This window comes from Flavobacterium calami, assembly GCF_038290035.1.
Lineage (GTDB): Bacteria > Bacteroidota > Bacteroidia > Flavobacteriales > Flavobacteriaceae > Flavobacterium > Flavobacterium calami.
The window spans coordinates 269,858-291,533 of sequence record NZ_JBBYHS010000001.1; the positions used below are offsets into that span (position 1 = coordinate 269,858).

A 21,676-nucleotide genomic window follows, 5' to 3' on the forward strand; every position below is an offset into this window, starting at 1 on the left:
AAATCGACGAAAAGCATTTTTTAGACGATCTACATTTCAAAAAAGAACGCCTCAAATAACTGAGGCGTCCTTCTATTCAACAAATCAATCAACAATCATTTTGTTTTATTTCCAGCCACCGCCTAAAGCTCTGTACAAATCGACAACAGCCTGAAGTTTCTGTAAATTATCGTTAACTCCGCTCAGTTGAGCAGCCAAAAGGTTTTGTTCTGAAGTTAATACATCCGTATAATTCGTAGCAGAACTGTACTCTAAAAGTTGTTTTGTATAATCTACGGCTTTGATTAAGGCTTCGATTTGTTTGGTTCTCGAATCTTCTTTTTCAACAGCCATTTGATAGGTATATAAAGCATTTGAAACTTCCTGACCAGCCGTTAATAAACTTTGCTGAAAGTTATTATACGCCTGCAATTGCTGAGACTGGGCAGTTGTGAGTCGCATTTTATTAACTCCCTGATTGAATAACGGCTGCGTTAATCCTCCAATTATCGAATAAAAAATAGAATTTGTAAAAAAGTCTTTTAATTCTAAATTCGAAAAGCCACCGCTTGCAGTAAGCGTCAGACTTGGATAAAAGTAGGTCTTAGCCAAATTAGTCGATTCGAAAGCCACTCTGAAATTAAATTCGGCCTGACGTACATCCGGACGATTTTGCAATAATTGAGAAGGCATACCAATAGCTAGGTTTTCAGGAATAATCTGTGTTCCTAAAACTCCTCTGTCAATTGGTCCGGGAGCCTGTCCTAATAAAATATTGATGGCATTTTCAGTTTCACGGATGCTTTGCTTCAAATCCGGAATCAAAACTTCTGCTGCATGCTGATTGGCTTCACTTTGTACCACAGCTGCACCAGTTACAATGGCTCCTTCTTTTAAATCTTTAATTGTTTCAACATTTTTAATACGGCTTTCTAATGTTTCCTGCGTTATAGCCAATTGTCTGTCATAAGCCAGTAATCGGAAATAATTATTAGCGATATCAGCAATTAACTGAGTCTGAACTGCTTGTTTTGCTGCATCCGAAGCCAAATATGTTGCCAGAGCTGCTCTTTTGGAACTGCTTAGTTTTCCCCAGATATCAGCTTCCCAGGAAGTGCTTAAACCTAATTTGTAGGTTGTAGTAAGCGTATTGATATTGATTCCGGCAGGAAAATTTAGTCCTGCCTGTGACTGCTTGTTTCTGGTTACATTTGCATCCAGTTGTAATGTTGGGTAATAGGCCAGTTTACTCTGACGCAATGAAGCCTGTGCCTGAACAATATTCTCTATGGCATTTTTTAAATTCAGATTATTATCTAAGCCTTTTTGAATTAATGCATTTAGTTTTTCATCTTTAAAAACACTTTGCCACGGCATATCGGCTATCGTAGTTGAATCGGTAGAAGCCTGATCTCTGTACAATTGATCTGTTTTTAAAGTTGTGGGGCGTTCGTACTTTTTGGTAACCGAGCACGCACTTAAAAGCGCGGCCGTCATTACCAGTAAGATATATTTATTTGAACTATTTGTCATTTCTTTTGAATTAAATTTTACTCTTTGTGAGCTTCTAATAAATGAATTTCCTCGTCATCTTCGTCATCGTCGTAACCATCCTTTGCCGGACCACTCACCTTTTCCTGTAAGGTCTGGAAAATGATAAACAAAACCGGAATCACAAATACTCCCAGAATGGTTCCGATCAACATTCCTCCAACTGCTCCGGTACCAATTGATTTGTTTCCGACAGCTCCCGCACCTGAGGCAAACATTAACGGAACAAGTCCGAGGATAAAGGCAAACGAAGTCATCAAAATTGGTCGTAAACGTGCCACAGCTCCTTCAATTGCAGCCTGCACAATCGGCAGTCCTTTTCGTCTTCTGTCCAGAGCAAATTCAACAATCAAAATACCATTCTTTGCGAGAAGTCCAATCAGCATGATTAAGGAAATCTGTAAATAGATGCTACTGTTCAGTTTGAAAATAATCGAAAATAAATAAGCTCCCGCCAATCCAAACGGAATTGAAAATAATACGGCAAAAGGCAAAATATAGCTTTCATATTGTGCACTCAGTAAGAAGTAAACAAATACCAGACACAGAATAAAAATAAAAATTGTTTCACTTCCAGAAGCTAATTCCTCACGTGTTAAACCTGAAAACTCATAACCATAACCTGCCGGAAGATTTTCTGCTGCTACTTCCTGAATCGCTTTAATAGCATCTCCTGAACTGTAACCCGGTTTTGGTGCTCCTGTAATCGAAATAGAAGTAAACAAGTTAAATCTCGAAATTGACTCAGGTCCAAAAACTCTGGTCATGTTTACAAACTCTGTAATCGGTGCCATATTTCCGGCTGCATTACGAACGAATATTTTATTCAGACCCTGAGTATTTGTTCTAAACTCCGGAGAAGCCTGAATCATGACGCGGTATTGTTTCCCGAATTTATTGAAATTCGAAGCATACAATCCTCCGTAATACCCCTGCATAGTTGACAGAATTGTATTTACTGAAACCCCTGCATCTTTCGCTTTCGCTAAATTAATATCCATCATGTATTGAGGGAAACCAGGGTTAAAAGGCGTTGTAGCATATTGTATCTCCGGACGCTCAGCTAATTTGGCTAAGAATTCATTATTAACTTTATAAAATTCAGCTGTTGTATGACCTCCTTTGTCCTGTAATTGAAATTCAAATCCACCACTTTGTCCGAAACCCTGAATCGTTGGCGGTGAAATGAAGAAAATATTCGCTTCACGAATTCCGCTGGTTTTGGCAAACAATTGCCCAATAACATCATCAACACTCAAATCACGTTCATTCCATGGTTTTAACTTTACAATAACCATACTGTAAGCACTTCCTGCTCCGGCTGTAAAGTTCTGTCCTACAATACGAAGTGTATTTTTAACTCCCGGAATTGTTTTAGCAATACTATCAACTCTCTTCGCAATTATATCAGAACGCTCCATAGAAGCTGATGGCGGCAAACTAATATTTGCGAAAACAGTTCCCTGATCCTCTGAGGGCACGAAAGCTGATGGCGTAGTTTTCATCATATAAACTAATGCTATACCAGAAACCACAATAGAAGCCAGTGCTATCCATTTTTTTACAGAAAGGAAACTTACAGATCGCTTATATCTTTCGGTTACGTTATCAAATGCAACGTTAAATGAAGTATAAAAACGCTGTAAATAACTTTTATGTTTATGATCGTCTGCATGTGGTTTCAGTAAAAGCGCACATAAAGCCGGACTCAGTGTCAAGGCATTAACGGCAGAAAGAATAATCGCTACGGCAAGAGTAATACCAAATTGTTTGTAGAAAACCCCTGTCGATCCATTAATAAAGGTTACCGGAATAAATACAGCAGCCATTACAAGTGTAATCGAAATAATTGCTCCCGAAATTTCATCCATTGCATGAATGGTCGCTTTTTTAGCCGATTTGTAACCGTGATCCAGTTTGGCATGTACCGCTTCGACGACGACAATGGCATCATCGACGACAATACCAATGGCTAGTACCATCGCAAAAAGCGTCAATAAGTTGATCGTAAATCCGAATAAATTCAGGAAGAAAAATGTTCCTACAATCGCAACCGGAACCGCAATGGCCGGAATTAACGTCGATCTGAAATCCTGAAGGAAAATAAACACCACGATGAAAACCAGAATAAAAGCTTCAATCAGCGTATGAATTACTTTTTCAATTGAGGCATCCAGATTTTCATTAACATCTACCAGAACAGTATATTTCATTCCTTTTGGAAAACTTTTTGCTGCTTCTTCAATCAGTTTTTTAGAATTGATGATTACATCACGCGCATTAGATCCCGGAGTCTGGCTAATGGCCATTGCAGCCGATTCTACACCGTTTGTTTTAATTGTTGAAGAATAACTAAGAGAACCTAACTCAACTTTGGCAATATCCTTAAGACGAAGCATTTGTCCGTTCCCAACCGATTTTATAACAATATCTTCAAATTCATTGGCACTGGTCAGACGTCCTTTGTATTTAATTACATATTGAAAAGCCTGATTTCCGTTTTCACCAAATTTACCTGGTGCAGCTTCAATATTTTGTTCTGCCAGCGCAGCCGAAATATCGCTCGGGATCAATTTATATTGCTGCATTACATCCGGTTTTAGCCAGATTCGCATGGAGTAATCTTTTGCCCCAAAAACAGTTACATCACCTACTCCAACTACACGCTGAATTTGTGGAACAAGATTAATTTTAGCATAATTCTGAAGAAACGTCTGATCGTAGGTTTTATCATCACTGTACAAAGAGAAAATCAATAAGTTACTACTCTGGCTTTTTGTTACTGTAACCCCAGCCTGAGTAACCTCTACAGGCAATAAACTTGTAGCTCTTGAAACCCTGTTCTGAACATTTACCGCTGCTAAATCGGGGTTTGTACCAACTTTAAAATAGATTTTTATAGAAGCATTTCCGTCGTTTGTGGCACTAGAAGTCATGTAAGTCATGTTTTCTACACCATTAATTTGTTCTTCCAGTGGAATCACAATACTTTTTAGTACCACATCTGCATTGGCACCCGTGTAACTTGCAGAAACGTTTACAGTTGGCGGGGCAATATCCGGATACTGCGATATAGGTAACTCAATTAGGCCTAAAACACCTAAAATAACGATAATAACAGATATTACCGTCGAGAGTACAGGTCGTTGTATAAATTTTTTAAACATGTGTTTCTTATTTTAAATCTGCGTAAACTTTATCAGCGCTTTGATTTTGAGCTTTAATTTCTGTTCCGTCTTTCAGTGTTGCCACTCCTTCCAGAACAATTTGATCACCTGCATTCAAGCCTTGTGTTACGACATAATAATTTCCTGCATTGTTATCCAAAATAGTAATATTGGTACTTTTTGTTTTCCCATCTTTTCCAACAACTACTGCAAATAATTTATCCTGAAGCTCGTAAGTAGCGCTTTGAGGAATAATCAGACCACCTTTGACTTCATTCGGAATTCTGACAGTTGTACTGCTTCCGCTTCTGATAATACTTCTTGGATTTGCAAAACGCGCTCTGAAAGTAACCGAACCCGTTTCTGTATTGATTAAACCATTTACTGTTTCAACACGCCCTTTTTCAGGATAAGCTGAACCGTCAGAAAGCACAAGGGAAACCGCAGGCATATTTTGAATTTTTTGAGCCAATGTCGAACCTGGAGATGAACTCTGTGTAAAATCCAGAAGTTTTTTTTCATTGATAGCGAAGTAAGCATACACATTTCCTATACTGGAAACTGTTGTCAACGGATCTGCAGTATTAGAACCAACCAAACTTCCTAAACGAAACGGAATTGAACCAACAACACCGTTAACCGGACTTGTTACAGTAGTGTATCCTAAATTGGTTTTGGCATTTACCAGACTGGCATTTGCCTGAGCCAAAGTTGCCATAGCCGATTCATACGTATATTGTGCCGACTCTAAATCGTATTTACTGATGATTCCTTTTTCTACCAAAGGTCTCACTTTGTTGACCGCCAGTTTTGCGGCGCTAACTTCTGCCTGAGCACTTTTAATACTGGCAGTTGCCGTACGAACCTGCTGTTCATATTCCGGAGCGCTGATTTTAAACAAAGGCTGACCTGCTTTTACCACGGCACCTTCATCTACAAATATTTTATCGATATAACCTTCAACTCTCGGACGGATTTCTATGTTCTGCTGTCCCTGAATACTCGCAGGATAATCACTGTATAAAGTGGCAGATTCAGGCTGTAATGTCAGCGTTTTATACTCTTTAATTTGTGGCGCCCCTCCGGCCTGAGCCGATTTATCATCTTTCTTACCGCATGAAACGATAACAAAAGACGCTGCTAAAATGCTTAAAAATGATTGCTTATTCATTGTCAAAATGTGTAATTATCTATTTATTTCTAAGCAAAAGAACTAAAATAGAATACACAAAAAATTTACAATAGACGAACAGCAAAAGACAATCGATAGAGACAACCTCACACCCGATGGATATTTTGTAAAAATTAAACAAGTGTTTAATTCTAAAATCATCGGCTCTAAAAAGGTTTTTAAAGGCTGTAAACCCATTTTGGGCGATTGCTCCTTTATCGTATTTAAATAAAGTGTAATATTGTCATTAAATAACGACAATTCATTATGGCTACAAACATTTACAGACCTTATTTATTTACCGGAATCCACATTCTGGGTTGGTTATTGTTGGGGTTTATCATGCTGTTTTACATTCCTTTAGCGTGGAATGTTGTTTTGCCTTTTGAATTCTGGCTTTGGCAGATGATCATACTGATTTTGCTTATTATTGTTTTTTATGCTAATGCTAAAATTGTAGTTCCGGGAACCATTATAAAGAACAATACATCCCCCTTTTTGCTTTGGGCATTTCTCGCCATTTTTGTGATGCAGATTATCGCATTCCTCTACACTTCAGAAACTGATCTCCATAATAAAATCAGCGAAGTTTTAGGATTCAAAAAATACCGAAATCCTTATTTTGACAATTATGTTCTTACCCTTACCCTCTTGGTTTTAGGAATCAGCACCAGCTGGTCTATGCTTCAATACTGGCAAAAAGCCGCACAGCACAAACAAAAACTGGAACAGGACAAAACCATGGCCGAACTGGCAATGCTCAAGGCACAGATCAATCCGCACTTCTTTTTCAATTCACTAAACAGTATTTATTCGCTTACTTATACTGATATTGAAGATTCGAGAAATGCACTTCATACGTTAAGCCGAATGATGCGATACCTGCTTTACAGTACCGAAGAAACTACCACATTGCTCAAAGAAGCTGATTTTATGAAGGATTTCATAGCTCTGATGAAACTTCGGGCCAATAGCAAATTAACGATTACAACAGACATTCCCGAAAAAATACACGATTACCCAATTGTTCCGATGTTATTATTACCTTTAGTAGAAAATGCATTTAAGCACGGAATTCATGCGACTGACAAAAGTGAAATTCACATTAAACTCAGACAAAACGGAAGCAATCTTGAATTTGAGGTAGAAAATACCTATTTCGAAAAATCTGCCGTATCAGATGTTGGCGGAATCGGTTTGACCAATACCAAACGAAGACTTCACTTAATTTATCCGCACAAACACACCTTACAAGCCGGTATTGCTCAAAATGGTAAATACAATGTAAAACTGGAATTAAACTTAGCATAATCATGGTATTAAAATGTATAGCAGTCGATGACGAACCTCTCGCATTAAAACTTGTAGAAACCTTTATTGCCCAGACTCCTTTTTTGGAACTGACAGCAAGCTGCGATAATGCCGTTGAAGCAATGGGTTTAATCAGAGAAAAACAGCCTGATCTTGTCTTCCTCGATATCAATATGCCCAATCTTACCGGAATGGAACTGGCAAGACTTTTACAGGAACATCAGGGACCAACGCCAAAAATCGTTTTTACAACCGCTTACAATCATTATGCAATAGAAGGCTACAAAGTAAATGCAGTAGATTATCTTTTAAAACCGTTTAGTTACGAAGAATTTTTACGTGCTGCCAATAAAGTACTCCAAATATCCGAAGAGTCTTCTAATCACTACCAGCCTATTGCTGCCGATGATGAGTTCTTTTTCTTAAAAGTTGAATATCAGTGGGTACGAATTTCTTTGAAAGATGTTTTATATATCGAAAGTTTAAAAGACTACGTAAAGGTGCATCTTATTGATTCTCAAAAAACGGTCCTCTCTCTTATTTCATTAAAAGCATTAGAAGAAAAATTACCGTCATCAAAATTTATGAGAATTCACCGCTCGTTTATTGTCTCTCTGGACAAAATAAACGCCATTACTAAAAATTCTATTTTAATAGGTAAAACAGAAATTACGGTTGGTGAGCAATACAAGGAAGCCTTTAAAACCATTGTAGACAGATGGTTAAAATAAAAAAAATTAGATTATCATGGAAAAAAAATCAAACAAATATTACCTGACTTTAAGTCTTAAGGAATATGCAAATGGCGAGACAGAACCCCCAAAAGAACTGGGAATAGAATTTAGCAATCACGACGAAATTTTTGGAATTATCCAAAAAATGAAAGACAAAAACTTATTTCAGGATCCGTCTGAAGCAACTCAGTTTGCAATTGGACTAAAATTATTCAGCGAAATAAAACTTAAATACCGTAAAAATCCACTGTTTGATGAGTTAAACGAAGTTTTTCCGGTCTTCATGAAAAAACTGAAAAGTTTATAAAAACAAAAGCGTCCCGATTATTGAGACGCTTTTGTTTTTTAGGCTGATTAAAATTTAAGCTTTTGCTTTTCTTTTTACTGTACAGCCAATTTCTTTTGTCTGAGTAATAGCCGGTTTTTGATTGTTTTTTAATGACGTAATTACATCTTCGGCATATTTTATTTTTTCTGTTTTAGTTCCTTCAGGATCATTATCAATCGCCCCAACATATTCTACAACATTTCCTTTCGCAGTTTTAGAAACAATAAAGATATGTGGCGTACGTTTTGCTCCAAACTGGTCTGTCACTTTTTGTCCTGCATCAAATAAATAAGGGAAAGGATATTTTTTTTGCTTTGCTAAATCCTGCATTTTTACAAAAGTATCTTCTGGCTGAGCTTCAGGATCATTTGGATTTATAGCTATTACAGGATATCCCTGAGGTCTGAATTTATTGTCTAAATCGATAATTCTCTGCTCATACGCAACCGCATACGGACAGGTGTTGCAGGTAAAAACAACAATAAAACCTTTTGCTTTTGGGAAACTTGCAAAAGAAACTTCTTTATTGTCTACATTTTTCAGTTTAAAATCAGGAGCAGCATCTCCGGCTTTAAGCGTTACTGTTTGGGCCTGAGAAAAGAAGGCAGAAAATGCCAGCATTAGCAAAAGAATTATTTTTTTCATAATTAATAGATTTACAGTTTTTTATATTCAGTTAATAATTGTTCGTAGGTAAATTCACTTTCGACAAATTTTCGTTTGTCTCCTTTAATAAAAATAGTTGCCGGAATACTGCCAGACCATGAAGGATCAATTCGGTCAATATATTCCTGTGGGCTGCTTTCGTTTAGTAAAAAAACTTCATTTTTAAGGTTTTTTCTTTTAACAAAAGGTACTACGGCAGAACTCAGTTTTGATTTGAAATCAACACTAATCAATAATACAACCAGTTTGTCTGATTTATATTCGGCACCCAGTTTTTCAAAATGAGGGAGTTCCTTAATGCACGGAGCGCACCATGTTGCCCAAAAGTTCACAACATAAGTACTGTCTTTTCCGGTTTTTATTCTTTCGTCTAACTGATCGATATTAAGCAGTTTTACATTTTGACTGTAAGCCGTAACTGAAAAAGTCAGAAAAAGAAAAGCAAATATCTTAAAAACACGCACTGTCATATATTTTGAACTTTTATATTTTTTGTCTTACAAATATAAATTAATGAAGCTTTGACTACTGTTAATAAAAGTTAAATGCAAAAAAATCTTCAGATAATTTTTAAAAAAAAATATTTAACCATTTAAGCAGTAGCACTTTATCTTATTTTTCTTAAATTTAACTATCAAATTAAAGACCAGATTATCATTCAATAATTTCTTCTTAATTGTTTTGTCCTTCCAAAATTAGAAAAAATGAAAAACTTTACATTTTCTTCAGCCTTAGCGATTTTTTTATTAATTGGGCCTTGTGTAATTTCCAGAAGTAATTTTTCAGATAAAAATGCAAATACTTTAGAATATATCTATGAAACACCAATCGTTAACGATGGTATTTTAGCTGCGTTTTTTAAAAAATATTCCAGTTTAAAAAAGTATCAAAACGAAGTCGTTGCACTCTATAAAGACAAAGCTTATCAGTCAATTTGGTACGAGTCCAATGAAATAAATGAATTAGGATATTTACTGTATCATAAACTAAATATGATTGGTGATGAAGGTGTTGAAATCAGCTTGCCTTATAAAACCAAAATTGATGAAATTTTTGATGAAAGCCCCGAAGAAAACATCTCTGAAACCGATACAGAACTACTACTGAGCAGTATGTACATTATTTATGCGAAGAGTGTTTACGAAGGCCTTGACGCAAAAACGGTTAACAATCTGGAGTGGTTTTTACCGAAGAAAAAAATCGCTTATGCCGCTTTACTGGATTCTTTAATTGTTAATCCTAAACTGCTTAACAAAAATAATCAGGTTCTTTTTAGTCAGTACTATAAATTACATGAGGTTTTAAAAAAATACAGGGCAATCGAAAAAAATAATACATGGACACCTATAACTACAGATTCACCATACAAAGAATTAAAACCTTTTGATACTTCAAGTACTGTTGCGCAAATCCGACAAAGACTAGCTGTTATCGGCGATCTCACCAATGATTCTAAAAGTAATGTTTATGACGAAGAATTAATGGCCGGGGTATTAAAATATAAAAAAAGATATGGACTCACACTTAATTATAAAATTACCAAAGACCACATTGACCAGCTAAATGAGCCAATAAGTGACCGGATAAAAACGCTTATGCTCAATATGGAGCGCTGCCGCTGGATTCCGCCATCATTAGAAAAAGGTCATGAATATGTGATGGTAAATATCCCTTCATTTATGCTTTATTATGTCAGAGACGGTAATTTTGAAATTGAATCTAATGTCTTTATTGGCACTCCGTTGACCAAAACGGTAATTTTTAGCGGTCAGATAGACCGAATCGTCTTTAGTCCTTATTGGTATGTCCCAACCAGTATTATTCAAAATGAATTGAAACTGAAAATAGCTGCAGATAAAAATTATTTGACCGAAAATAATTTGGAATGGAATAATGGGAGAGTCAGACAGAAACCTGGCCCAAAAAATTCCTTAGGACTCGTAAAATTTATGTTTCCAAATCCAAATGATATTTATTTACATGATTCACCTGCCAAAAGCCTTTTTACTTTCGAAAAGCGTATTTTTAGTCATGGATGTATCAATGTCATGAAAGCCAAAGAACTGGCAATTTCTATGCTGAAAGAGTATAAAGACTGGCCAGTAGAAAAAATTAATAATGCGATGAGCGGAGAAAAAGAAACCACTTGTAAGCTTACTACAAAAGTCCCGATATACATCGGCTATTTTACTGCATGGGTAGACAGAGAAGGTCAGATCAATTTTTTTCCTGATGTGTATGACAGAGATACGCATCTGAATAGTGTTTTATTTCCTGAGGACAAATCTTTCAAAACTGAACTTATGAAATAAAACGAATCAGTTAACTATTTGATAACATTTAAGTTACTATAGATTTATATTTGTTTTCTTATTTTGAATAAAACAAATATTATGAAATTCTTCAGCTTAAAATTTCTTGTTTCATTCAAAGAATGGCTTTTTCTAAGAGCAATGCACTCTTCATTTATTCATTAATTTTCAAAATAATATAAAAGAAAATACATCTGAATGAATAAAAGAGAGAAGTCATTTTTAAATAAGAACCAATTTGGTTCAGATTTTTTATGGGGCGTTTCGACTGCTGCTTTTCAAATAGAAGGTGCACATGATGCAGACGGAAAAGGGCCTTCAATCTGGGATGTTTTTACTAAACAAAAAGGCAAGATAAAAAATGGTCATCATGCCATAAATGCTTGTGATTTTTATAATTGTTATAAAGATGACATACATTTAATCCGCGAACTAAATATTCCGAATTTCAGGTTTTCTATTAGCTGGTCGCGTATAATGCCTAATGGTCAGTATCCTGTAAATCAAGCCGGAATAGATTACTATAATAAAATAATCGATTTTTTACTGGAATGCAATATAGAACCCTGGGTAACACTTTACCACTGGGATTTGCCACATGCACTTGAAGTAAAAGGCGGCTGGACTAATCGGGAATGTGCATCATGGTTTTCTGATTACGCAGAAGTATGTGCCCGACATTTTGGTGATCGTGTCAAAAACTGGATGGTAATAAACGAACCCTCTGTTTTTACAGGTGCAGGATATTTTCTTGGTATTCACGCTCCCGGAAAAAAAGGTATCACGAATTATTTGAAAGCCATTCATCATGTAACTTTAGCAACAGCAGCCGGCGCAAAAAAACTAAGGCAACATATTCCTGATGCTAATATAGGTACAACGTTTTCATGTACTCATATTGAACCATTCTCTGATAAACCTGCAGATGTTCAGGCGGCAAAACGGGTTGATACCTTATTAAACAGGACTTTTATTGAACCCATTTTAGGCCGTGGATATCCTCAGAAGGATCTTCCGGTACTCAAAAAACTCAATAATTACATTCAGGAAGATGATCTTAATAATCTAGCTTTTGACTTTGATTTTATAGGTCTTCAGTGCTATACCCGTGAAATCGTTAAATCATCACTGCTTACTCCGTATATTGGTGCCGAATTAGTAAGTGCGGAAAAAAGAAACGTTATATCTACTGAAATGGGCTGGGAAATTTATCCACCTGCTCTTTATCATATTCTTCAAAAATTTAATTCTTATGAAGAAATTAAGAAACTCATAATTACCGAAAATGGCGCTGCCTTTCCTGACATTGTTACAAACGGAAAAGTATATGATATTAAACGAACTCATTATATACAAGATCATTTGGAACAATTACTTAAAGCAAAACAGGAAGGCTGTAAAATAGACGGCTATTTTGTTTGGAGTCTTACAGATAATTTTGAATGGGCAGAAGGTTACAATGCAAGATTCGGATTGGTACATATTGATTTTGAAACTCAAAAAAGAACCATTAAACAATCCGGGATGTGGTTTCGTGATTTTTTAGAAAGCAACACCCAAATTATATAATTAAATCCTTAAAATTATATAAATAAGTCTATTATATCGTTCTTACATTTATTAACTAAATTTAAGGACGATAAATGGATCTAACAACACAAATCCTTTGGTTATTTACCCTTGCCATTCCTATTGCATGTGTCAGCTGGACTGTTACTCACGAAGAAGTATTTCGTGAGCCAAGGGAATGGTGTGTGAATCATTCGCAAAACGACAAGAAATTATTAAAAAGGAAGTTTTTTTATCTTTTTACCTGCGAATACTGTTTTAGTCACTACATTACCCTTTTTTTTCTATTCTTTTCAGACTTCAAACTCCTATTAACAGACTGGAGAGGATATATCATTGCAGGTTTCGCACTCGTTTTTGTAGCAAATATCTACATGAGTTTTTTTGCCTTATTACGGCAGGCTATTAAAAAAGAAAAGGTTGAAATCAAAAAAATTGAAACTGACACTAATGAAGTCCAAGAACAACAAAAAACATAAACAACTGTACAACAATTACTTATATACTAATATTTATAATTCTTTCTTTTTTTTAATTATTTCAAAATAAAATCAAAAAAACATTTTTTTTAATAGGTTTTTTTAACGTAATTTTAGCATACACAGAGCATAAATATTTTCAACGTTCTCAAAATAAGAAAATTACATTTTCTCAGAATACATGCCGTTTGTAGAATATTCATTAAAAAAAGAAACCCTATGAAAGTAAGTAAATTGATGTTTTTCGTTTTTTTCCTTTTAACTTTTCAAACCTTTGCACAGGTGTATACCGATAAAATAGTTGGTAAAAAAAATGAGGAGCTTAAAGACAGTCTCAAAGTAAAAGAATATCCATACATTTTACCTATATGGGGAGAAAAAGTCGCTCAAAAAGGTTATAAACTTCCTTACTCCGCGGGTGTTTCAGTAAACTGGTTTTGGCAAAAATCTGAAATTATTATTAATAATCTGGAAATAGGTTTTAATGGCGGACCAAAATACAATCTGGATGAAATTGTTCGATTTAAAAAATCCTATGTCGAAGCAAGTGCACTAACCATTAGACCAGATATTTGGCTTCTTCCTTTTTTAAATGTTTACGGAATCTTCGGAAAAGCAAATACCTCTACTAAAATTAATGCCGGAATCTGGCTACCTGATCCAGCAGACAACAACTGGTCTGAAATTACAAGTTTTAGCACTCAGGCCAATTTTAATGCTACAACATTTGGTCTGGGTATGACTCCTACAATTGGAATTGGCGGAGGCTGGCTCGCCCTTGATATGAATATGGCATGGACAGATATCAGTTCTCTTGATAAACCTGCTTTTTCTTATGTCTTTGGTCCAAGATTAGGTAAAACTTTTAAATTCAACAAACCTGATGAAAACATTGCTGTTTGGGTTGGAGGATTTAGAGTACATATTTCAGGAGATACAAACGGAGACTTGCCTTTATCTGATTTTATAAATGTGGACAATGCGCAGCAAAAAGTAGATGATGGTATTGCAAAAGTAGGAGAAAGTCAAATAAAAGTTGATGACTGGTGGAGTGGTCTGACACCAGCTGAGCAAAAAAATCCTGTGAATGTTGCCAAATATGATATAGCAAACAGAGCTTTAGAACGTGCAGGCAATTTTTTTGCTACTTTAGACGGAGCATTGAGTACTGTTGGAAATTCATCTGTACAATACTCTCTTCAAAAAAGGCCAAAAGACATGTGGAATTTTATTGTGGGATCTCAATATCAATTCAATAAGCATTTTATGTTTCGTGCAGAATGTGGTTTCTTAGCCAGCCGCACACAGGTATTAGGAAGCCTTCAGTACCGTTTTGGACTTTAATATATGCTCATGAAAAAGTTTTTACTCAGCGTTGCTTTCTTTTGTGCTGCTACAGCACATTCGCAGGTTTTGATTTCGCTGCTCTTTGGAGACAAACTTAATTCTCCTTTTTTGGAATTCGGTTTAGAAGGCGGAGCTAATTTTTCGACCATTTCCAATCAGGAAACATCTGGGACAAACTTAGGTTTTAATCTGGGTTTTTATTTTGATTTTAAATCCAAAAATAACCCTGCCTGGATGATCAATACGGGAGTAATAGTTAAATCGCCAATGGGCGCCAAAGGCATTCCTGTGTATTCTTTAGAGAATGAGGATTTAGACAACACATTTGAAGGAGGTACTATCGACAGAGAAATTCGTTATTTTAATGTCCCCATTTTAATTAAATATCAGTTTAAAAATAATATTTACTTGAAAGCCGGCCCACAATTCGGACTATTAGCCAAAGCTTTTGATGAATTCAGCAAAGAAGTTGATGGAGACGATGTAACTTATAAAAACAACATTCGAGACAAAATTCACGTTATTGATGCCGGTATTGCCCTTGGTACAGGATATCATCTAAATGTTGGAAATGGTTTAAACATCACAGCTCAATACTATTATGGTTTAGTTCCTCTGATGAAAGGAGATTCAAGCCCAAAACAATATAACAGGTCATTTTATCTAACAGCAGGAATACCAATAGGCAAAGGAAAAGCAGCAAAAAGACGAGCAGAAAAAGAGGCTTCTGAAAACAAAGTTATTTTGCCTGAAGACGAAAAAAAATAGCCTTTAAAATATTAAAATGCCCTCAGAAATTTAAACTTCTGAGGGCATTTTAATTGTACAAAAAGCGATTCTCATCGCATCCAGTTACTTCCAAAAACAATGTAATAAGCCCATTCTTCTGGTCCTCTTGCCACATCTACTCCCATTCTTAACTTGAATTTACGAGCTATCAAATACCTAAAACCGGTTCCATAATTATAAACTACAGGTTTAGCAAATGCCTTATCCCAGTCATTAAAAGCACTGGCCACACCGCCAAATCCCATAAGACTCCATCTTCTGTACAAGTCCCATCTAAACTCTGTTTCGGTAACAAGACTTGTTTTCCCCATATATCTGGCCGCAGGAACTCCTCTCAGATTAATTCCTGGTAAAAGATAAAAAGGGGTATCACCAAATGCCTGTTTACCTTCAAGTCTCAATCCTCCAACTAAATTTTTAGCGACATGATAATATCCTATTGCAGATAGATTGACTCTCCAACCGTCATAATCACTTCCGATCATATTATCAGACCAGAAAAAATCTGATTGGATGCGAATTCCTTTATCGGGTGTAAAAATATTATCACGCCCATCAAACTGAACAGCTCCTCCTAACTGACTTACCAAACTATTAACATCTTCTGGTTTCATAAAAGAAGGTGGAAGTTCTGCATTGAAGTCAGGTAATGAAATTTTAGAATTTAAAAGAAGATACTGGGGGCCTGCACTCCATTTTGCATTATTAAATTGTTTTAACCATTGCGTATAAAAAATTGATGTTTTAAAATTGAGTTTAAATTCTTTATCATTACCATTTGGTAAATTTTCATAAAAAGATAAATTTAAATCTCCATATGCTGCCATCACGCGATATAAAATTTTGGGCTTAATTAAGGTACTGGAGCGAAATCCTCCTGCAAGCCAGCTATTATTTCCTGTGTACATTCCAATTCCTCCGGTAATATCCGGGTTTATGTGACGTTTCTTACCGTTTTCATCAATTACAGGAGCATGTTTTTTAAGAAAAATAGGAACGGCAGCTATTCCAATTCCGCCAAGTGCGGGTTCTGTAATAATCGTAGGGACAACAATAAAACCATGCGCATAGATAATGTAATTACTCAAATCAAATGCTCCATCCAGAGAATCTTTTAAACTAACACGTCCCTCTTTTTGTCCTAACATCACATTCAATGACAAAAGAAAAAAAATAATTGTGAGAGTTGTTTTTCGAAAACACTTTGTTTTTTTCATAATAGATCTTAAGATTTCATATTAATGCATTTGAAAACCAACAAACTTTATTTCCAAAAACTTTGATTCTTAAACAATAACATTTGTTTTTTCTGTATTACCTCTTATCAGTTTAAAATATTCTGATGGTGATTTTCCGGTATGTTTTATAAAAGCCCTGAAACAAGTGGTTCTTGATTTAAAACCCGCTCCCCAGGCCATGCCTTCCAAAGAAAGATCTTTCCATTCCGGATCATTGATTTTCTCATTAAAATATTCAATTCTTTTAAGATTTACATAATCCTGAAAATGAAGATTAAATTCTGAATTAATTAAATTTGAAAGATGGTGCACAGTGATTCCTGTTGCATCAGATAAATCACGAATTACAAAATCCTTTTTCAAAAACAATTTTTGATTTGTGAAAACATTTTGAAGTATTATCAAATACTCTTCTTTCTTATCAGGTGTTAACTCTTTAACCAATGACAAAGTATTTATACTTTCAGCGGTTTTATTTAACTGGGAATTTTCTTTTATAAGGTTAAAGCTCTCTAATGAGTCATCATAAAAAATTTGTGGCTTAAAATAAAGCCACCCAACTGTAAAAATAAGAACAGATGATATCAGAATATAACATGCAAAATCTCCTCCTTCTATTTTGCTAATTAAAAAATAATGAACAAATAGTACCGAAAAAAGAAACAATATAATCAAATTGTAAAGCCTGATCCAGCTGAAAACTTTTATTTTGGCTAGCTGATTCAGTTTAATTTTTTTTAAATCGTAATTTAAAATCATCATTGTCTGACAAAAAGCATATATGAGCCAAATACTAAGGCTCAACATAGAAAAAGGATTGTCTATTTTTACTGATATATGTTCTGCTAGAGGAAGCTTTATATAATTATCGACCCATACAATAAAAGTTAAACTAAAATAGAATATAAAGGGTAAAAAATGCAGCCAGTCGTATTTTCTAAATATCCTGTCTGAAAATAAAACACTTCTGACATATAAAAAAGCAGAAGGTGCTACTAAAAAAATAAAGGATTTTGTAATCATTAACAGATCCGGAAACTGTTTAAAAATATTTGCAGATAAATAAAAATTATAAACACTTACAACAGCTAAACTAAAAAGAAACAAGCCTAAAAAAAAGCTTTTAGAATAGTTTTTCTTCGAAAAGAGAACCATAAACGATGTTGCAAATCCAACAATTGCTGCTATAAAAAAGAAGAGAGAAAGTACAATATCCAGCATATCTTTGAAACTTAATTTTACAATATATTTCCCAATTTAAAATATAAGAAATTTGAACTATCAAAGGCTTTATACTTATTTGCAAAAACACAAATAAGTATAACTGCCTTGTGTACTTTATTTTGTACTAAACTATTTTTTTTCTGCGCCCGGTGGAAAACCTTCCAGAATTTTTTTGATCGCGCCATTTATAAATTCTTCAGGATTGTCCGGCTTGCTGTCAATTTCAGCATTGCCTATACCCTGCCAAACCAGCTTATCTGTTTTTGTAGAAACAATATCAATAATTAACGATCCGTCAACATAATCATAACTATTAAATGTAGTAGTACCACTGGCCATCATACCACCGCCTCCCCAATATCCGTAAGGACGGTACATACCTCCGTAACCATAATAATTTGAATTTGCAGTAACCGAAGTTTTGTTTTTTAAGATAGAAACAGCATTTACTTTTAAATCAGGGTTACTTGTGGATTCTGTAAAACCTTTTGCAGTCATCTCGGCACGAATAGCTTTTGCCACACGATCTACGTTCAGTTGATTTACCTGGCCTTCCTGTGCTCTCAAATCATAAACTGTAAATGTTTTGAATTCACTAAAATTGACTGAATGATCATAGTCTTTTGTAACATTTACTGTTGGAGAACAGCTGAAAAACAAACCCAATAAAAATATTGGAATTATACGAAGATTCTTTTTTTTGAAATTCATTTTTGACATTTATTAAATTAGTAATTAACTTTAGTTTAACCTGAAAATTATAGAATTCTTACTAAACCTTAAAATGAAGGTTTAATCATACTAAACAATTGTTAAAAAAACATAAATACCCTGAAAATAAAACATTTACTATATACTCAAAGATAGGGTATTTTATTCAATTAGCATAAAAAACGTAAAAAAATTCAAACAGGAATATCTTTATCGATTTAAACAAATTTAACTATAACAATCTCTAATATTACTATTTACAACGTTTCAAGTTGTTTCATTTTATAATTTGAAACAATAAAACTTCTTACAAATCATGATTTTTCTATAATGCAAAATTTATGATTGAAGAATAACGGGCTAAACCTATCTGTATTGAACATAAAAAAAGCCGTATCCAAAAAGGATACAGCTTTAAAAAAATAATATATAAATTGCTATATGCTAGCTTTTTAAAGAAGCTATATCAATTACAAAACGATATTTGATATCTCCTTTTAACAATCTTTCGTAAGCATTATTAACATCATTTACGCCAATTAATTCAATATCCGCAGTAATATTGTGTTCTGCACAGAAATCGAGCATTTCCTGAGTTTCTGCAATTCCTCCAATCATTGAACCTGCAAAACTTCTTCTCCCTAATATAAGACTAAAAGATGTTACAGGAAGCGGTTCCATTGGTGCTCCAACTAAAACCATATTTCCATCAACCTTTAAAAGATTTAGATAAGAATCAATATTATGTTCTGCCGATACACAATCTAAAATAAAATGCAGACTTCTCGCATGCTGTTCCATCTGTTCCGGATCTGTAGATAAAACTACTTCATCAGCTCCCAAACGTTTTGCATCTTCAGTTTTAGACAATGAAGTTGTGAAAACTACCACATGAGCCCCCATAGCTTTTGCTAATTTGATTCCCATGTGTCCTAAACCGCCGATACCTACAATACCCACTTTTTGTCCTGAGCCGACTTTCCAGTGTTTCAATGGAGAATAAGTTGTGATTCCGGCACAAAGCAACGGAGCAACTCCGGCAAGATCAAGTTTGTCTGAAATATGCAATACATAGTTTTCATCCACAACAATACTTTCTGAATAGCCTCCGAAAGTCTGCCCTCCTAAATGAGCATCCGGAGAATTAAAAGTCAATATACTTCCTTCGTCACAAAATTGTTCCAAATCGTTTTTACAATGTTCACATTCCCTGCATGAATCAACCATACAGCCTACTCCGGCAAGTTCTCCAACTTTGAAATTTTTAACATGCTCTCCCACTTTTACAATTCGTCCGACAATTTCGTGGCCCGGAACTATCGGATAAATTGTTCCATGCCATTCGTTTCTGGCCGAATGAAGGTCTGAATGACAGATTCCGCAATATAAAATTTCAATTTCTACATCATGTGCCTGTACTGCACGGCGTTTGATATCTAATACTTGTAATGGTGCTTCGGCAGCTTCTGTGCCAAAGGCTTTTATGTTTTTTGTTTCCATATAGTTTTTGTCTTTTAGTTTGTTTGAAGTTTCAGATTTCAAGTTTAAAAACTTAGAATCTTAGTCTCTTAGTAACTTAAAAAAATTTAGTCATTACTTAAAAGATAATATTCTCCATCGGTTACTTTTTCTAACCAGGTTCCGTGACCTTTATCAATTTCTGTGATAATGGCAACATACGAGAACTTGTCAAATGGCGTAGCTCCATACCAATGTTCTACTCCCGGCAAAATTGTCACAACTTCATCTTTTTGAAGTTTTCGGACAGCGCATCCTCTTTCCTGATAAAATCCAGTTCCTTCTTTTGCAATCAGCATCTGCAGACCTGCGTTGCTATGCCAATTACTTCTTGCGCAAGGCTCAAAAGTAACTTCCTTAATCAGAGTGTTTTTCGGATGGATATCACTGGTTTGTTTTTTATAGGAAACGTCACCCGTCATATAAGTATTCGGGACTTTTCCTTCTTCAATAACAGCTGAATAATTTGTTGACATAAATTTAGTTGTTTTTTTGAGATTAAATTTATTTGAAATTACTATACATCAATTAACAGTATCAAAATCAGAAAACTAAATTTAAGAAAGCTAGAAACCGCTTTATGAAGTATTATTTAGTCTGTTAAGAACTGATAAATGATTTATATTGTAATTTCAGAAGCAAAATTAGGGCAACAATACTTCTTGAAAATAACAATATTCAAACAAAAAATTATGAAATTGAAACAATTTACGTTCGAAGTGATTTCGGAACTGTTCCTGTAAGTCTTTTAAAATAATTATTAAAATAGCTTGGATATTCGAATCCGAGTGAGTAGCCAATATCAGCAATACTCCAGTCTGTGTGCTGCAGTAGTGCTTTTGCTTCTCCGATAATTCTTTCTGTTATATGTGCTGTTGTCGATTTTCCGGTTATTTCTTTAACCGAACGATTTAAATGATTTACATGTACCGAAAGACTTTGAGCATAGTCCTGAGGTGTTTTTAAGATTAATGGCTGATTTTTTGTTTCAACAGGAAATTGTCTTTCTAAAAGCTCTAAAAACAATGATGTGATTCTCGAAGAAGCATTTTTATGTTTGAAAAAGTTTTCCGAAGGCTGCATTTTCATCGATTCATGGATAATCAGATTAATATAACTTCGCATTAAATCGTCTTTAAAAACATAATCTGTTTCATATTCTTTTATCATTTTTTGAAATAAAGAATCAATAAAGTTCTTTTGTTCAGCACATAAAGAAAAAATTGGAGTTCCTCCTATTTTAAACAAAGGCGATTCATGAAGTGTATCGGAACGATCTTTTGCTTTTAAAAATTCTTCTGTAAAAACACAGGCATATCCTTCATATCGATCAGAAACAGTTTCCCATGAATAAGGAATAATGGGATTACCAAAAAACAGAATGGTGCCGTCGGTTTCTATTCCGCGGTCGGCATATTGTATAATACTTTTACTGGTATTGATACAAATCTTATAAAAGTCGCGACGGCTGTAAACTGGTATTTTGCTTAAATCTCCATTTATTTGATACACTTTAAAACCTTTCAGCTTTAAATCTGAAGTAAAATCGCAATTCTGAGTTTCTGTCTGATTATTCATTTTG

19 protein-coding genes are annotated in these 21,676 nt (G+C 34.7%); 8 read left to right on the plus strand and 11 right to left on the minus strand.

Annotated elements, in window-relative coordinates:
- Positions 1 to 105: 105 nt before the first annotated feature.
- Genes AAEO57_RS00915 through AAEO57_RS00925 form a run of 3 tightly spaced genes read right to left on the minus strand, consistent with a single transcriptional unit; the run spans position 106 to position 5,868 of the window.
- A complete protein-coding gene (locus tag AAEO57_RS00915) occupies positions 106 to 1,512 on the minus strand; it encodes an efflux transporter outer membrane subunit (protein WP_341688552.1) in 1,407 nt (468 codons plus the stop codon).
- A 17-nt stretch (positions 1,513 to 1,529) separates the two neighbouring features.
- Entirely contained in the window at positions 1,530 to 4,697 is a 3,168-nt protein-coding gene (locus AAEO57_RS00920) for an efflux RND transporter permease subunit (protein WP_341688555.1), read from the minus strand.
- 7 nt (positions 4,698 to 4,704) lie between these two features.
- Positions 4,705 to 5,868 carry an efflux RND transporter periplasmic adaptor subunit gene (locus tag AAEO57_RS00925; protein WP_341688557.1) on the minus strand — a complete coding sequence of 388 codons (1,164 nt, stop codon included), beginning with the start codon at positions 5,866 to 5,868 and terminating at the stop codon, positions 4,705 to 4,707.
- 267 nt (positions 5,869 to 6,135) lie between these two features.
- Here AAEO57_RS00925 and AAEO57_RS00930 point away from each other — a divergent pair, with 267 nt between their 5' ends.
- From AAEO57_RS00930 to AAEO57_RS00940, 3 genes are read left to right on the plus strand one after another with little or no spacing between them, the layout of a single operon-like run.
- Positions 6,136 to 7,179: a sensor histidine kinase gene (locus AAEO57_RS00930; RefSeq protein ID WP_341688559.1), complete on the plus strand. Its 1,044-nt coding sequence runs from the start codon at positions 6,136 to 6,138 to the stop codon at positions 7,177 to 7,179.
- A 2-nt stretch (positions 7,180 to 7,181) separates the two neighbouring features.
- Positions 7,182 to 7,910: a LytR/AlgR family response regulator transcription factor gene (locus AAEO57_RS00935; RefSeq protein ID WP_341688561.1), complete on the plus strand. Its 729-nt coding sequence runs from the start codon at positions 7,182 to 7,184 to the stop codon at positions 7,908 to 7,910.
- Positions 7,911 to 7,926: 16 nt separating this feature from the next.
- Positions 7,927 to 8,220, plus strand: a complete 294-nt coding sequence (locus tag AAEO57_RS00940; protein ID WP_341688564.1) for a DUF3861 domain-containing protein — start codon at positions 7,927 to 7,929, stop codon at positions 8,218 to 8,220.
- A 54-nt stretch (positions 8,221 to 8,274) separates the two neighbouring features.
- Here AAEO57_RS00940 and AAEO57_RS00945 read toward each other — a convergent pair whose 3' ends face one another.
- Positions 8,275 to 8,886 (minus strand): thioredoxin family protein, encoded by a 612-nt coding sequence (locus AAEO57_RS00945; RefSeq protein ID WP_341688566.1) that lies wholly within the window; start codon positions 8,884 to 8,886, stop codon positions 8,275 to 8,277.
- Positions 8,887 to 8,897: 11 nt separating this feature from the next.
- Positions 8,898 to 9,377 (minus strand): TlpA family protein disulfide reductase, encoded by a 480-nt coding sequence (locus AAEO57_RS00950; protein WP_341688568.1) that lies wholly within the window; start codon positions 9,375 to 9,377, stop codon positions 8,898 to 8,900.
- 234 nt (positions 9,378 to 9,611) lie between these two features.
- On the opposite strand from AAEO57_RS00950, the gene AAEO57_RS00955 reads away from it, so the two are divergent.
- From AAEO57_RS00955 to AAEO57_RS00975, 5 genes are all read left to right on the plus strand, one after another.
- Positions 9,612 to 11,219: a L,D-transpeptidase family protein gene (locus AAEO57_RS00955; RefSeq protein ID WP_341688570.1), complete on the plus strand. Its 1,608-nt coding sequence runs from the start codon at positions 9,612 to 9,614 to the stop codon at positions 11,217 to 11,219.
- Positions 11,220 to 11,417: 198 nt separating this feature from the next.
- A complete protein-coding gene (locus AAEO57_RS00960) occupies positions 11,418 to 12,788 on the plus strand; it encodes a GH1 family beta-glucosidase (RefSeq protein ID WP_341688572.1) in 1,371 nt (456 codons plus the stop codon).
- Between the two features lie 74 nt (positions 12,789 to 12,862).
- A complete protein-coding gene (locus AAEO57_RS00965; RefSeq protein ID WP_341688573.1) occupies positions 12,863 to 13,267 on the plus strand; it encodes a hypothetical protein in 405 nt (134 codons plus the stop codon).
- Positions 13,268 to 13,486: 219 nt separating this feature from the next.
- Positions 13,487 to 14,611 carry a hypothetical protein gene (locus AAEO57_RS00970; protein ID WP_341688575.1) on the plus strand — a complete coding sequence of 375 codons (1,125 nt, stop codon included), beginning with the start codon at positions 13,487 to 13,489 and terminating at the stop codon, positions 14,609 to 14,611.
- A gap of 9 nt (positions 14,612 to 14,620) precedes the next feature.
- Positions 14,621 to 15,382 (plus strand): porin family protein, encoded by a 762-nt coding sequence (locus AAEO57_RS00975; protein ID WP_341688577.1) that lies wholly within the window; start codon positions 14,621 to 14,623, stop codon positions 15,380 to 15,382.
- Positions 15,383 to 15,453: 71 nt separating this feature from the next.
- Here AAEO57_RS00975 and AAEO57_RS00980 read toward each other — a convergent pair whose 3' ends face one another.
- From AAEO57_RS00980 to AAEO57_RS01005, 6 genes are all read right to left on the minus strand, one after another.
- Positions 15,454 to 16,620 (minus strand): BamA/TamA family outer membrane protein, encoded by a 1,167-nt coding sequence (locus AAEO57_RS00980; RefSeq protein ID WP_341688579.1) that lies wholly within the window; start codon positions 16,618 to 16,620, stop codon positions 15,454 to 15,456.
- 69 nt (positions 16,621 to 16,689) lie between these two features.
- A complete protein-coding gene (locus AAEO57_RS00985; RefSeq protein WP_341688581.1) occupies positions 16,690 to 17,862 on the minus strand; it encodes a helix-turn-helix domain-containing protein in 1,173 nt (390 codons plus the stop codon).
- A 132-nt stretch (positions 17,863 to 17,994) separates the two neighbouring features.
- Complete coding sequence (locus tag AAEO57_RS00990) at positions 17,995 to 18,576, minus strand: DUF4136 domain-containing protein (RefSeq protein WP_341688583.1); 582 nt, start codon at positions 18,574 to 18,576, stop codon at positions 17,995 to 17,997.
- Positions 18,577 to 19,020: 444 nt separating this feature from the next.
- Entirely contained in the window at positions 19,021 to 20,076 is a 1,056-nt protein-coding gene (locus AAEO57_RS00995) for an NAD(P)-dependent alcohol dehydrogenase (RefSeq protein WP_341688585.1), read from the minus strand.
- Between the two features lie 86 nt (positions 20,077 to 20,162).
- Positions 20,163 to 20,570: a cupin domain-containing protein gene (locus tag AAEO57_RS01000; protein WP_341688587.1), complete on the minus strand. Its 408-nt coding sequence runs from the start codon at positions 20,568 to 20,570 to the stop codon at positions 20,163 to 20,165.
- Between the two features lie 232 nt (positions 20,571 to 20,802).
- Positions 20,803 to 21,672 carry a helix-turn-helix domain-containing protein gene (locus AAEO57_RS01005; protein WP_341688589.1) on the minus strand — a complete coding sequence of 290 codons (870 nt, stop codon included), beginning with the start codon at positions 21,670 to 21,672 and terminating at the stop codon, positions 20,803 to 20,805.
- Between the last annotated feature and the right edge of the window lie 4 nt (positions 21,673 to 21,676).